General features: G+C 36.0%; 12 protein-coding genes. 1 reads left to right on the plus strand and 11 read right to left on the minus strand.

Annotated elements, in window-relative coordinates; genetic code table 11:
• Positions 1-24 precede the first annotated feature (24 nt).
• From xseB to ASE21_RS15465, 7 genes are all read right to left on the minus strand, one after another.
• Positions 25-237, minus strand: coding sequence for an exodeoxyribonuclease VII small subunit (gene xseB, locus ASE21_RS15435; protein WP_317039148.1), 213 nt, complete (start codon positions 235-237; stop codon positions 25-27).
• Positions 212-1,648, minus strand: a complete 1,437-nt coding sequence (xseA, locus tag ASE21_RS15440) for an exodeoxyribonuclease VII large subunit (protein WP_057123577.1) — start codon at positions 1,646-1,648, stop codon at positions 212-214. The genes xseB and xseA overlap by 26 nt, the downstream gene beginning before the upstream one ends.
• 115 nt (positions 1,649-1,763) lie before the next feature.
• On the minus strand, positions 1,764-2,009 hold the full coding sequence (locus ASE21_RS15445) for a hypothetical protein (RefSeq protein WP_057123578.1): 246 nt from the start codon (positions 2,007-2,009) through the stop codon (positions 1,764-1,766).
• Between the two features lie 569 nt (positions 2,010-2,578).
• Complete coding sequence (locus tag ASE21_RS15450) at positions 2,579-4,387, minus strand: T9SS type A sorting domain-containing protein (RefSeq protein WP_057123579.1); 1,809 nt, start codon at positions 4,385-4,387, stop codon at positions 2,579-2,581.
• Between the two features lie 32 nt (positions 4,388-4,419).
• Positions 4,420-4,734: a hypothetical protein gene (locus ASE21_RS15455; protein ID WP_057123580.1), complete on the minus strand. Its 315-nt coding sequence runs from the start codon at positions 4,732-4,734 to the stop codon at positions 4,420-4,422.
• Positions 4,735-4,869: 135 nt separating this feature from the next.
• A complete protein-coding gene (locus ASE21_RS15460; RefSeq protein WP_057123581.1) occupies positions 4,870-6,183 on the minus strand; it encodes a M60 family metallopeptidase in 1,314 nt (437 codons plus the stop codon).
• Between the two features lie 137 nt (positions 6,184-6,320).
• Positions 6,321-7,346 carry a hypothetical protein gene (locus ASE21_RS15465; RefSeq protein ID WP_057123582.1) on the minus strand — a complete coding sequence of 342 codons (1,026 nt, stop codon included), beginning with the start codon at positions 7,344-7,346 and terminating at the stop codon, positions 6,321-6,323.
• Between the two features lie 214 nt (positions 7,347-7,560).
• Between ASE21_RS15465 and ASE21_RS15470 the strand changes: the two genes are divergently transcribed.
• Positions 7,561-8,508 (plus strand): helix-turn-helix domain-containing protein, encoded by a 948-nt coding sequence (locus tag ASE21_RS15470; RefSeq protein ID WP_057123583.1) that lies wholly within the window; start codon positions 7,561-7,563, stop codon positions 8,506-8,508.
• A 294-nt stretch (positions 8,509-8,802) separates the two neighbouring features.
• Here ASE21_RS15470 and ASE21_RS15475 read toward each other — a convergent pair whose 3' ends face one another.
• The 4 genes from ASE21_RS15475 to ASE21_RS21870 form a co-directional block, all read right to left on the minus strand.
• The gene (locus ASE21_RS15475; RefSeq protein ID WP_057123584.1) at positions 8,803-9,714 is read right to left on the minus strand and encodes a type IX secretion system membrane protein PorP/SprF; all 912 of its coding nucleotides are present in this window, start codon (positions 9,712-9,714) and stop codon (positions 8,803-8,805) included.
• A gap of 80 nt (positions 9,715-9,794) precedes the next feature.
• A complete protein-coding gene (locus ASE21_RS15480; RefSeq protein ID WP_057123585.1) occupies positions 9,795-11,045 on the minus strand; it encodes a gliding motility-associated C-terminal domain-containing protein in 1,251 nt (416 codons plus the stop codon).
• Positions 11,046-11,102: 57 nt separating this feature from the next.
• The gene (locus ASE21_RS15485; protein ID WP_057123586.1) at positions 11,103-13,517 is read right to left on the minus strand and encodes a hypothetical protein; all 2,415 of its coding nucleotides are present in this window, start codon (positions 13,515-13,517) and stop codon (positions 11,103-11,105) included.
• 67 nt (positions 13,518-13,584) lie between these two features.
• Positions 13,585-15,483, minus strand: a 1,899-nt coding sequence (locus ASE21_RS21870; RefSeq protein ID WP_157848784.1) for a hypothetical protein, incomplete at its 5' end; no start/stop codon positions are given.

The following is a 15,483-nucleotide window of genomic DNA, read 5'->3' on the forward strand; positions in this document are numbered from 1 at the left end:
TTATCTGCTGCAATGCGGTCATTTTTAGGAATCCTGCTGATTTTCCATACCGTCAATAATTTTTCCCACTTCGGTCTCGGCTGCCTTAAGCCTGCCCTGACAGAAAGCGATAAGTTCCGATGCCCTTTTCACTTTAGCGGCAAGTTCATCTACAGAAATGGTTTCATTTTCTATTTCCCTGGAAATCACGCTAAGCTCATTCCAGGCCTTTTCATAGGTCAGTGTCTCTTCCATCATATGGTATTTTGTTTATAACGGTGCTTTTAAGTATGGTGTCGTGCAGGATCACTTCTATCTGCTCTCCTTCCTGTATATGTTTTGTACTGCTGGTAATTTTTCCGCCGGCTTTCACAACAGCGTATCCTTTTTTAAGGATATTCTGCGGGGACATCATCCTGATGCTTTTCTGCATATGATCCAGGTTCAGATTTCTGGTTTTAAGGTACCCGGCCGTAAAATGTTTCAGGTTTGCTTTACTAAAATTCATTTCGTTCTGACGGCGCTTGATAAGATGCTGCGTCTGGCTGGCTGTCCCCTGCCAAATCAAGGCAAGCTGCTGTTTCTTCTCATGGAGTATGTCTTTGACATTACCCGCCAGTCTCTGCCCTGCATCAGAAAGCCTGTCTTTGTGCTGCATCAGCAGTTCAATTGAACTGCGTGAAATATTCTTTTTAAGCACTTCCAGCTCTTTGTACTGGTTTAGGAACAGCTGCTGTGACCTGATCACAATATGCTGCTGAAGCGAAAGCAGACCCAATTCAAATTTCCGGTTATGAGCAATAATAAATTCAGCAGCCTTGGTCGGTGTTTTGGTATTGGTATGCGCCATTAAATCTGTAATACTTACATTTTTCTGGTGTCCGATCCCTGTTATGATGGGGATTGGAAATTTCGCTGCTGCCCGTCCTATGATGTAATTGTCGAAAATCAGAAAATCGGACTGTGCGCCACCTCCCCTTGTAATAACCACGGCATCGTATGGGATGCCGCTCTGGTATACTTCGATGAGTTTATCCAAAAAAAGTTTTGCGTTGCTGTCTCCCTGCACAACGGTATAATAATCATCAATCTGAAAGGCATATCCGAAATCATTATGCTGGAGTGTATGACGAAAATCCTCATTGCCCGCGGAATTGCTGGCTGATATAACAGCAACCCTCTGGATGACCAGCGGGAGTTTCAGACGACTGTTCAGCGTGGAATATCCCTCAGGGGTCTTTATGATAAAATCATTATCGGCTTCCAGTCTTTTAAGGGTAACATTACGCTGCTGTTCCAAAACACCGAGCGTGTAATTAATGTCTATATCCAGTACATTTACAGACAATCCATAAAGGGCATGATAATCCACATTAACCTTTACCAGTACATGAAGGTTGTTGGTAAAACGCTGTCCGGTTTTCTTTTCAAAATCAGACAAATGAACCGCTCCCTCTCCCCATGCCTTGCCCATAATCTTGGCGGTTATGGCACTGTTCTTTTCCCCTTTCTCCACCAGCTCAAAGTAATGGATTTTTTTATCTGCCTTGAAGGTGTGACTGGTCACATCGGCCGCTACCCAATAGGTAAGTCCTTTGAAACGGTCATGAACCGCCTGATGGATCTGGTAGTTCAGCTCAGAAAGTGTAATAAAGTTCTCCGTTCCCATAGGTATTTTTCACAAAAGTTTATATTTCTTTTGCAATTCATCTTTAAAGCGAATGTAACAATAATACCTCAGAAACGAAAAATTACAGTCATTGGTATTCTCCTGAACTTGTAACTTACTTTAGTGACACTGTATCGGAAAGATTCTCAGAATTTATAAATGCTGCAATATACTGCTGGACTTCATTGCGCTTCTCGACGGCCGTTTCAAAACTATTGATATGAAATTCCTCATCCTGGTCCAGGATATGGATAATCTCGGTATACCCTTTTGAAATAAGGCTGCCTTTGAGTTTAAGAATCGTATGATGCTGACGGGCATCCAAATCTTTTCTCACCTTTAGTTGTATTGCTTTTTCCATTTTGAAAGATTTGCTGATTGTTTTTGGTATATTTCCTTACTCAAATATAATTACTTACATCTGATGGACATTCTTTGCAATGTTAAAAAAACAATGAAGAAACTTAAATGAAAATTACTTTGTAAACCATTGGGTTGATACTGTTTATTTCACAAAAGCTAATGGTAATTACTAAATCATTGGAAAAGAATCCCCAGACGAACTCCGCCGGTCACCTGTTCTAAACTCTTTACATATTTTAATGTCTTTTTTACTGAAACTCCTTATTCAAAGTTTATCTTTTAAATTCCCTTATCTCTATTATATAAACGACATGCTGCTAGTTTTGTGGCAGAATTTCAGCATATAACTTTTAGAGAAAATACAACTGAGTAAAATGCAGCTGTCCTGAGTGTAGGTTCGGGTTGTTAACAATTATAAAGGAGAGCAAAATATTAGAACTAAAAAGCCTGAAATCACTTTCCGGCTTTTTATCATTTATTATAATAAGTACTTCGTTAAACAGCAATCAGCGGATCTTATTCTGATAAGTTTTATCAACCCATTTCTAAACTTAATTAATTTTTATTTTAATCAATTCTGTTATCAGACTTTGAAATAATCACTTTTTGATGAACTCTACTGCCATCAGCCCTGATTAAAGCAGCAATGTACAATCCAGAACTTAGATCTGAGGTTGAAAAACTGTAATCTTGATCAATAGGTAAATCATTTTCAGAAAGCACTATTTGTCCATTAATATCAAAAAGTGTAAACGATTTTAGTATCACATTATTGATGTTTAACACTTTTAAAACCTGATTTTTATTATCCTGAATAATGTAAAAGTCAGGTTTAACATTATCGTCTGTTCCTAATGTTTGACTGGTAAAGCTTATTTTAAAACGATCTGTATATTTACCCTTGCCAACTTGCGCCTCATAAGATTCATTTTTAATGTCATGATAAGACATATCCATAGAATCGTAAATGTAAACATGCTTTAAACCTTCAAGATTTATAATTTCCGAAATGTAGAACTTAAAAGTTGCGTCTGTTTCGGCTTTTACACTGAGAGGAATCTTTTTTGACAAATCAAAATCAATCCCTTCAATCACGTAATTTGCATTGTCAATCCAAAAAGAAACATCATTAGGAAGAGCAGCGTCAATATTTATTGCGTCTATTCCCCTGTCTACGCCATCTGTTGCTTCAGGAATAAATGCTAACGCCAGCTGTCTGGTAAACTCTTTATTTACGATGACATTCATTTTAAAATGCGAAACAGGAGTAACTGCTTCATCTTTTACTTTCATATTTGTACTCAACGCTTTTACAGGTTTTTCAAATTTTGAAAAACTCCCTCCATCGGGATAAAATATTCGATGTGAATTCTTAAAGGTTACTGCTCCATTCGATACTCCATTTATAACAAATCCTTGTCCTATAGGCAGGTATTTTCTTGCCACAGCAGCACTTGTGCCTGTTGAAGGATTTGCATTTACAGTCCCGTCGCTATTATAAGAACGATATGCGGCAGCAGTATATATACCGCTTGACCCCAGACTTACCGGCGCATATGCAGCATAACCTCCCCTGTAAGCAGACAGAAAATGTGAATTGACATTTTTGTCCTGCTGCCAAAAATATGCAATCCCGGCAGCAGCATTATTTGCAGGATCAAGAAGAAATGCATTTAAGTGAAGTGCTGAGGGATAGGGATTGCCTGTTAAAGTTGCCGCATTACCTGCCCCAACACTGACTGTTATATTGCCGTCATTAGGCTTTCCTCTGAAATCGTATCGCTGTGCCCCTGTACCGGGATTATTTACGATTCCAGTTCCTTCAGGATCTGTATTGTCAATACCACTGGTTCCCTTCATTGTAAACCCCTCACCAGGAGCAATTGTTAAAGTACTTCCTACCTGAACCCACTGAGAATAATTATTTGCCGCGGTCAATTTGTAAACCCAGTGCGACGCTATTGCTAACGGATTTGCTAATCCGTCATAACTTCCAAGCGGCAGTAAAGAAGCGGAATTTGAAAGTGTGGCACTAATAGGCTGGTATAGGAGACTAATTCCAAAATTATTATTTGTGGAGGATAAAACAGTATTACCTATGGGAGAGCACCAATAGTTGTAGTCAAAATTATCAGATGTTCCTTCCTGGTAAACAGATAAAACTCCAGTTCCAGTATTAGTGGAAAGCCCGCTCGTACCCTGTATCAGCTGGGAATTGTTTCTTAAATAAAGATTGGAATTGGAAGCCAGATCAATATTTTGTTTTACGTACAATAGCTGATTCTTGACATAAACTTGTGTATTTGAGCCAATATAAACCTGGGAGAAACCTTGGATCGTAACAAAAATAGATACTAAAATTATTTTACTTCTCATAGATACGTTTTCTGTTATATTATTATTACTATTTAAACTATGCTTAAAATCCGATTGATATTATTAGCAGGGGACCATTTTTTACTATTGCAAAAAGTGTAATATACCCCCAGAATAATGGCTGTAATAAACAAGAAAATATCAATTTGATCAATCGGTGCCCCAGCCGGTGTCGGATCCTCAAGTCCGGGAGGCGGAGGATTGCCAGCAAAACATTGTAGAGAAAAAAGCACAAAAAAATATAATATCCTTTTCATTGATTTGTAGGTTATTTTAAATGCTGCATTTTGTTTTTTAAATTCTAATATGGTATATATGAAAAACTTCAAAATCAAATCCGCTCCCATGATCTGTGATATATTGTAATAGTGTATAAAAGAATTGATTTTAGTAAAACAGCAGCTATTTTATCATTTAATAAATAGAATTCGAATCAATAAACAATCTCCCAGCTGAGATTGTTTATTGATGTATTTTTTTATTTATTCTCTCATAGTTGAAGGTTCTACGATGGGGATTGGAAGATTCATTGATTTAATTTCATCAAATACTGCTGCTGGTGCAGGCAGCCCCCACTTTTTATAAAATGCAGTTAAATCATTTCCTGTAATTTTGCATGTAGTGAGCATCCAGTACCTCATTTTCGCATCACTGTCTGCAAAAGCGGGTTTTTCTTCTCTGGTTATTTTATGGAGCTTGTGAAAATAAGTATCACCATAAACAAGCCACAATTGCTGAAACATACATAGTCTGCCAAACGGACCCAGATCAGAATCTGTATTAAAGTCTCTTACAGTTTTTGCAAAATATACATCCATATTTTTCTCCCAGTTCTTTTCTGTTTTAAGCCTGCTCGGAAACCCTAGTTTTCTTTGAACCATTAAGCTGTAAATATTAACTGTAACCTCTCCTAGTCCAGACCATGTCCATGTTTGCTGATGCATGTGCCCAATTTCATGCCAGGGACCCCAGCCGTCTTTGCTGTAGAGTTTTTTAGTAAAAGGAAATTCGCACCCATCTTTAAAATTGTATGCTGTTCTGTAATTTGTAGCAAACATATAGGGATCCTCTTTATCTGTTTCCGTCATTAGGTGTTTTAAAACAGATCTTTCGTGAACAGGTAATGATCCGTCAAGTCCGCTGATATCGTCTTCCCAATTTATTATTTCATCTGCTTTTTTTAATATTTCACCCTGGTCTTCCAAGCGGTATTCCAGAGCATGGGCACGTGACATAACCATCATGGTTCTTTCAGATTCCAGTATTACATCCGGTGCATCTGCAAAGGTCGTGAGTTGTTCATCCCAGTTTGTTTCTGTAGTTTCCCCTAATTTATAATAGGGTGCTTTTTTATGTCCCGAGATAAAATTCACCTTTGCTTTGTTTGAAAATGATTTTCCTCCCATACGAATGTACAAAAGTCCTCCATACGTAATATTTTCCACAATATTTTCACCCGCATTTAATTTTACCTCTTGAGCATTGCCTTCATTTTGATCTCTGTAACGAGAATATGTGCCTATAATTAAAACAGGAAGCTGGGTGCCGCTTACCAATTCTACTTTAATTTTTAGAACTGTATTGGGTAATGCATAAAAACCTGTAGCAGCAAAATCAGTTGGGACCCGGCTTTGCAGCCGGTCAGTTTCTGTACTGCCGGAAACAAAATTTGTAAAAGTTTTTTCATCACTATGTGCTGAATGAACTCTCTGCGAAGCAGCATCGTCTTTATCACTACAAGAAACAACAGACAAAAGAACAGCCAATATGCCGAAAGATAAAAAGTTTTTTTTCATTTAATTTTTTTTGAGGATTTGATTTAGGGGCTAATATTTCAAAGGGTATAAGAACATACATTTCAAAATTTGCAGATTCCAGGAGGCAGTTTTGATTATTCAAATATCAAATAAGGCAGGATCCTGAAATAATATTGTTATTGTTTTACAAATTTGAATCTCCCGCCGTAGGCATTATTAGGATAATCTATTCCATAACTCGACTGTATTGCTCTCGGATAACCTGAACCAGTTCCCTCAGTGGTTATTATCCTGAATTGTGTTGCATTATAAGGAACTATGTATGCTGCTGAATTATATGAATTTACAAACCAATTTGCGCTTCTTGTTCTTCCGACTGAATACACAAAGGTGTCTTCGGCTGTCGGCGGTATCGCAGTGTAAGCAGGCTGTTCTGTTAAGTTGAAAGACAGTCCGCCGGGTAATGTAAAAAGATAATCTCCGGTTCCGGCAGCGGCCCCAGCCGCGGATTTGGCTGAATACATAAAATCTACTTCGATCTCATTATTTCCAAGATCGCGATATCTTATAAAATCATTTTGTTTGACAGCAGCCTTTGTCGGATTAGCGGCTGTACCTGTAATTGTTAAAGGAACTTTGGAACTAAAATTTGAATTTGATGACGCAACTTTTATAATATTTCCAACCGCGTCCACCCCTATAGGTTCTCCAGTGCTGACTGTACCTGATCCCGCAATTAAATTTGTAAGTCTAACACCGGACGCATTAGTGATTCCTGATGTAATTTCGAGTCTGGTATTGGGCGCAGCGGTGCCTAAACCAATTCTATTATTTGTACCGTCTATATAAAAAGTGTTACTGTCAAAATTTATATTGTCTGTTATAGCTACCAATCTCCCCGATCCAATTGTTCCGTTCGCATTATAAATTGTAGGAAATGATAAAGATGAGATCCATACTGTTCCGTCACAATATTCAATTGCGCCGGTTGTCAGATTAAAAATAAACATTCCTTTATTAACCGCGTTTGCGGCTGGCCTGTCTGCTGCCGCTACTCTGGGCAGCATTAATCCTTTATTGTTTGAATCTAAATCCAGAATAGAGTCTGCGTTAGGAGTTACAGTTCCAATACCCACTTGTGAGAATAACGCGCTATGAAACAATAAGGCTAAAATTAATTTTATTGATTTGGTTTTATTCATAATTTATTTTTTTAATTCTCTTCTATTTAAACGACACTGATTCCATTCTTTTAAAATATTTTGAATTTCGAAGTAAATATTTATTTTTACACAAAGTGATTCATAATAAAAATATCATGAATCATTTTAATAAAACGCTGTATTTAAACACATTTAATTATAAAAAAAATATTTTGAACCTTTGTTTTGAATCTTTGGTTAAAAAAAATACTACATGGAAATTAAAATAAGTGAACTGAAATTTGACTTTGTAAGGTATTATATCTTACTAATTATTATGAGACAGTTATTTTTGGCTGTAATAAATTTTTATTTTGATAACTATACGGTCCTATTTATTGATTCCATTGCTATTGCAATGCTGTGCACCATCTATTTTTTGCATTTTCATTTCCCTTACAATTTTGATAAGATGGCACGTATATGCTGTATTTTTTTTCTAATTTTTGACTTGGTTTATGGCACTTTCAGCCATAATTTTATTTATTACGTTTTTCTTAATACTCTTTTATTTCCTTGGGCATTTTACTTATTCTTTAATTTAAAACAAACCATAATCCTTACCCTAAGTACATTATTGGTGTTTCCCTTAAGTAAAATCCAAAATCATTATTTTGTTACTAAATATGGAAATCTGAATTATGAAAATGCATTTATGGTATGTGTAATAGCTTTTAATTTAGGGCTGCTTTTTTTATTATTACATTTTTATACTGAAATAATGGCCTGCCAGAGAATACATTCATTTCTACAAAACAAGGAGAAGACAGGAGCCGAAACTATTATAAAAAAATCTGAATTAGTTGTCACTAATACTTCTTACAAATCCTTGTTTGAAAGAATAGAAGAACATATGGTTTTAAAACAGCCTTGGAGAAATGCTGAATACAATTTAGAACAAATGGCAAAGGATCTTAATTTAAATATTTTTCAAATTTCAACAGCAATCAACTACTGCACAAAAAACAATTTTAAAACTTACGTTAATGATTATCGCTTAAATGCATTCAAAGAAGAAATCAAAAATCAAAAAAATAAAGATATCCTTTTAAAAGAAGTTTATCTGGATTTAGGTTTTAACAGCAGAGTTACCTTTAACCGAAATTTTAAAAATAAATTTGGCGAAACCCCTCAAGAATATATAGCTACACATATCTTTTAAACTTAAACAGAAATAAAAACCTTTTATTCTATTATTAAATATAGATGCCATTTCTTGTTCTAAAAAGCTCCTCAACAATTACAATTCCTAATTCTGTAAGAATTCATAAATTCATTCACTTTTAGCAGTCCATAACTCCATATCACCACTTTAAGACTAAAAAATCCAGGAATCTGGTTAATGTTATTATTAATATTAAATAATTAAGTATTCTTTCGGCAGCGGCTTTGGTGTTTTGCATTTTATTTAAATGTTTTGATATGTTAATAAAACTAAAATCATTAATATAGTATTTTAAAAAAATCGAACTGGACTTCTGTTCTGTTTAAAGAATTCATAACGAAGGAAAATTTCATGTGATCCTGAATTATAATTACTCAATTTATTAGTATCAAAATCATAACCGTACCCTATATAAAGGGCATCATTAATTTGAAAACCGGCCATTGAAGAAATTGATGCACCCCACCGATAAGCTGCTCCGAGAACAAATTTATCCAAATACATGAAGCTTCCCGATAAGTCTGCCTGTAATGGGGCGCCTTCTACTATCTTCAAAAGAAACGCCGGCTTAAACTTCATAGTTTTATACGGATCAATAGTAAATACATAACCTCCTATTAGGTAATAATTAATTTTATCTTTATAAATAGCTGTGTCATTATCATTATAATGATTGGTTTCAATAAAGCCCGGAACAGAGAACCCAATATATGCCTTATCAGAATGCAAGTAAATTCCAGCTCCAACATTGGGGGAAAATTTGTTATTGAAATTTTGAAATTCTGGGTCATCCTGAATATCTGGATTAAGCTTGCTGAGATCTAAGCTGAATAAATTTACCGATCCTTTAATTCCAAATGAAAGTTTGAATGTTTCCGAAGTGCTGACTGTATATGATAAATCGGCAGAAAGATTATTTTCGTTTGTTGGTCCTATTCTATCATTAATAAAGGAAATTCCTATTCCTAAACTACTTTTATTAATAGGTCCATTTATAGAAAAGGTACTTGTCTTAGGCGCTCCGTCTAGACCTGCCCATTGTGACCTGTACAGCCCGCAGACACTCAAAACATCACGAGACCCGGCATAAGCAGGATTAATAATAATTGTATTGTACATATACTGAGTCAGCTGCGCATCTTGCTGTGCATAACTGACAATAGCTGTAAAGACCAAAACAAAAGAAAATAATTTTGTCCTCATAGTGTATAAATTAATATTATATTCTGTTGTATTTATTTTGTAAGAAATTATTTAATAAATTTTAATTAAATATTTAGAAGCTATTTACTGCTTATATATAAATATCCTGACTTTTCAACCACTGCAGTTCCTTTACTATATTTTAAAATATAAAAATAAGTTCCTGCAGGAAGACCTTGTGATCTCTTAAATGTGTCATGTCCATCTGAATATCCTCTAAACATTATGTCGTTCTCATTATACTTATCTGCTTCAAATACCTTAACTCCCCAGCGGTTGTAAATCTGTACATTATTATCTGGATATTTATTAATTCCTTTAATATGAAAACTGTCATTTATGCCATCTCCATTTGGCGATAATGCATTGTAAATAATGAGGTCTTCATCTATTATAGAAGGTGCTTTTTTAACAAATCCCGTTGTAAAAATTCCATATCCGGCAACAGACGCAGTTATTAATTTTGAATAATTTCCTCCCTGAAGAGAATCCTCCTCTACAGTACCCTTTTCATTTATCCATTTTAATAGCGTACTGTCCCAGCGGAGTATTGCCAGCTCCTTTTGATCACTTTTTTCCAAAAATGAAGCTGGAGTAGTATCCTTGTCAAGGGTCAGGCTCAGAATAGTTTTTCCTGTTCCTTTATCTTGTGTGACTTTCCAATATTCAGCATCATTAATAGCTAAAATTGAATCATCCTTGTTAGTAAAAGGATAAAGACTATCTGCACTTTCAAAAAAATATTGTGTAGTTAGAACCGTATTGGCATCGGACCCTGATCCAGTGTATAAAGGCCTGTAAAAGTTTTTATCCCCAACAGGAAATTCAAAAACTGATGTGCCTTTTTTTTCTGTTTTTCCATCTACAAAACTCAAATCTCCTGCTCCTGAATGAGTGGCTTGTTGATCAAAAATTATAGCGCTGTCCAGTCCCTTAGCATTCACAATTCCCCTTTTGAATTCAACGCTATTTCCTATAACGATAATATTATTCAGATCAAAAGGGCTGGATTCCGATAGATTATCAAATAAAACATCCTGAAAGTGGGTGAGTGATTGACCATCAATTAACTGTTTTTTACTTCCAATAAAAAGTGTTTTCCCGTTACTGGAATTACTATAGGTGACCAATCCATCATTTAAAAAATTTGAATAAACCAGAAAACTGCCGTCATTTGAAAAATTTCCTGATTTTTTATTCACGAAATCAGATACAGTTGAAAATTTTGTATTGGACATTACTGCGAGATCACCAACATTAACAGTTTGTCCTGAAGTTCCAAGGGTAGAAAAAAAAGACAAAATAGTAGCTTTAATACAGATCTTAATCATAATTTTTAGTTGTAAAAATTAATATGAACAAACAATCAAATAGTTCCAATCAATTCACTATGGAATTACATAACTGGAATTGATGTTTTCCTGAGCATATTTAATCGCCCAAGCCATTGCATTAGCATAAAAAATACTGTTTTGAACTGAAATCCCTCCATTATAAGGTTTCGGTACGGGCAGACCAGTTGAAGTAACTTTTGAAGGATAATAGTACGTTCCTGCATCTGTAGAATTTCCCCCGATCCATCCTGAATCACCGATAAACATAAATCCCAAAGTAGAGTGTTTAAAGGACCATACTCGTGTTGCATCTCCTTGCTGGGTAACCAACGCTTTAGCATTTGCCGGCAGATTTGTAGCAAAATGCGCATTGGTATAGTCAGTCCCTGTATAAAGTCCCTTAATAGAGCCAAACGGTCCCTCTAAAATAGGATCGGAAACATTTAGAATCGGATTTGTGTATGTTGCTCCTGCTGCGGTAAATGCAATGGAAGAGGTACCGAAAATTGCATTGCTTAAATTAGCTTCTTCAGCTGTCTGGCTTTTTTGAGAATAAATCAGTACGCCTTTTTTATTTTTAACAAAATCATTTAAAACTGCAATGGTCGCTGCATCAAGATAATAATTGTAACCAGCAACAATAATATCAATATTATTACTGTTTATTAAATTTTTTAGTGTAGTACCAAAACCATAAGCTCCATCAATTAATGTGATACCTTGTACCTGCAATGTTCCTGTTGGTCCAAAATTAGCTGTTGAATTTAGTATCGCTTTTGCAACATCTCCGGTTCCGGCAGAAGCGGGCTGGTAAATACCTCCTCCCAGTCCTAATACTTTCATAGTACGAAATACATAATTTACAATTTTACTGCAAGATGTGCTTCCATTGGTACTGTTGGCAGAAATTGCATAGGAAAAATTCCCGCCCGAAATAGGAGTACCGGTCGCCTCTAAAACAACATTTTGTGCTCCGGTAGATGAAAATGTACCTGTTTTTGAAAAGCTGACACCATTTACTGTATTTGTTGTAATAGAATAGTTTCCTACATAAGTTACATTTACGGGAATGGTCATAGTATTGGCGGCAGTCATGGCAATACCAGGCGCATAACTTCCACTGGTAGTAATGCCTGAGCAATTTGTAGTATACGTTACAGGCTGCGATGCTACAGCAATATTTAACGAACAATTTGATGCTGCTCCCGGAGTTCCCGTTAATGTCAAAGCAGTTGTCCCGGGAACCGCAGGAGTCCCTGATCCGGTCAAAATTATATTTCGAGGACCAAGAGTATTTAAAGTAACTAATCCCGAGGAATAAGAAATACCATTAACTATATTAGTACTTAAAGTAGTTTGCCCGGTCGCTGTAACATTAACAGGCAAAGTAATAGTATTGCCGGAATTTAATGCCACATCCTGCATATAGTTTCCGTTTACCACTGCTGTTGAACAATCGATTGTATACCCTACGGGAGCAACAGTAACAGTAACTGGCGAGCACGTTCCCAGGGAGACAGCATTAGATGAAATAGTAAAATTGTTTGTTCCAGATAAGACTGGTGTTCCGGTACCAAAAAGTTCAACTGTCTGAGGTGCCGTGCCTGTAAATGTACCTGTTCCTTTAAAAGAATATCCATTCAAGGTATTGGTATTAATACTCCAAAAAGCATTTGGACCGTTTGTATCAGCTGGATCAACCTGCAAAGTAATTTTATTAGATGATGTTAATGGTACACCGGCGAAATAATCTCCTAATATATTTTTACTTGCGCAATCTAGTGTATAATCTACATGTGATTCTTCCACCCAGATATTTGTTGAACAGACAGTACCCTGTCCTAAATTAATATTAAAGGTATCTCCTGGGTCACCGGGATTTCCTGGATATCCCCTATTAGGAGTACCAACACCTTTTAAATACAAAACATAATTCCCTGGGGTTGGAAAGCTGCCGTTGTCTACAAAATAATATCCGCTTCCAATTGATACTGCAGAAATTGAATACGTTCCTCTTTGAGTAACTGTAACGGGAATTGTCATAAAATTAGACTGTGCGAGTGCGACTCCTTGCTTAAAAGTCCCGGACGTCTCTATTTTAGAACATCCGCCTGCTGCTATATTATATGCTGCTGGAGGAAGTGTCCCGCAAAGACTAAACCATAACTGATTAATACCGTTCCAAAAATCGAAACACTCTGTTGTTGTATTAAATATTAGAAGCCCCGGGGTCAAGTTAGCCAAAGGAATGGCATCTCTCTGTGCCGTAGTCAATCGCGGCATAAGCATGCCTTTATTGTTGCTTTCTAATTCAAGAATAGCTCCCGACATTGCTTTTTGTGGACTGGTACTTACAGTACCATCTTTTATTTTTGTATTTTCTATTTGCGCAGAAAGAGTAAAGAAACTAAAAAAACTGATGAGCATCATTAAAACATTTACTTGTTTTTTATTTAATTTTATTTTCATAATCTTATAATTTAAGTCTGAATGTGTTGATTCTTGGTATTACTTTCTGATGAGCTGTAAGATTCAATTAATTATCTATTAATTTTTCTGCAATGAGTCTTTCCAGTTTTTCAATACGAAAATTCATTGCTTCAGCGGCTAATTTTAATTCACCCAATTCTTTAGTTTTTAATTCAATTTCTTTTCGTTGGTTTTCATTTATTTTATTTTGCTCAATAATATGTAAATAAAGCTCTTCGGTTTTTTCTAATAATTGAATTGATAACTCAGACATATTGAATGAATACCCATTTTTTGTTTTCTCTAATTCTTTTATTGATGTTATACCGGGAAGATGATTGTATTTTTTAATATAATCTTCTATTTCAAACAAAGGTTTAAACTTATAGTCTTCTTTTATGGAAGAAAAGCCTTTAAAATAATCTTCAAATACATAATCTGCATAATAGGTATTAACCGTAGAAATCGCTCCATTAACCCTCAGCTTTTCATTTGGAGCAGCAGATGGAGAGTTATACCCAATTCCAACCCATCCATTGGTATAAATATTTTCTGTGTTTGATGTCGCTCCAACATTAGAACTTGTGCCAAACCATGGTTCTTTTATTAAAGGTTCAATATTAAGCTGGTGAAGTTTTGAATCTTCATCAATGTAGTCTAAGGTCTTGTCAGTTGTATTTACTTCTAATTTGGTCAATGATTGAGTATCGCCGATTAAATCGACCATGTTAAATTCTGTTGAAACTCCTTTTTCATCTTTGTAAATCAATGAATGACTAGCACCGTCATATAGTAATGACGTAAGTGTTTCAGTTCCTTTTACTAATAACGACAAATCAATCGGGGTTGCTGTATTGGTTTCGTCTACATAGGTCAAAGTATGAATATTAACCAATTGCCCAAAGGGATCTGTATTCTGCGTTACCACATCTTTTAAAGATGTAATTGTTTCCTTTATATCTACCGCAACACCTGTTTCATTAGTATAAGCTGCAATGGTATTTCCTGACGTTACAAGTGGCAAAAGCATCGTTGTACTTTCGTTATTTTTGATAACTGCATCATTTAGGAAACTTCCTCCATCAGAACCTACTGTAATTAAATTACCCGTATTACTACTAACAACCTGAGAAGTAACAGAAGTGCCGGCTTCATTAGTAAAAGTTATCGATCCGCTGCTTAAATTTTGCGATTGGCTTGTAATTGTCTCATTGGCTTTAATAACTGAATTATCGATAAACCCTCCACCATCGGCACCTGCCGTTAGTAAATTCCCTGCATCTGCACTCACAACCTGAGATGTAACAGAAGTGCCGGCTTCATTAGTGAAGGTCACAGCTCCTGTAATTACATTTTGCGACAGAGTTGTAATGGTTTCATTGGATTTTACTATACTGCTGATGTCCACTGTCTGAAGATTCCCCGATGGATCAGTATAACTGAAWACGTTCGTGCCCGCATCGAAAACCACACTGCCGGATGACTGCATCGAGATAGCCTGGATCAGGTTTTTCACCGATGGGGTATTGRCAATTGTACTRAAATTSGARGCAACATCACCAAGAACATCAATAGTCACATTTGTGCCAAGTTCATTTTTGTAGGTGTATGAACCTGCACCGTTACTGGTAAGRGTGGTCAGGGTTTCATTGGATTTTACYATACTGCTGATGTCCACTGTCTGAAGATTCCCCGACGCATCAGTATAACTGAAAACGTTCGTGCCCGCATYGAAAACCACACTGCCGGACGACTGCATCGAGATAGCCTGGATCAGGTTTTTAACMGATGGTGTATTGGCAATTGTACTAAAATTGGAGGCAACATCACCAAGAACATCAATAGTCACATTAGTGCCAAGCTCATTTTTGTAGGTGTAAGATCCTGCACCGTTACTGGTAAGGGTGGTCAGGGTTTCATTGGATTTTACTATACTGCTGATGTCCACTGTCTGAAGATTCCCCGA

Source organism: Flavobacterium sp. Root901, assembly GCF_001429765.1.
Lineage (GTDB): Bacteria > Bacteroidota > Bacteroidia > Flavobacteriales > Flavobacteriaceae > Flavobacterium.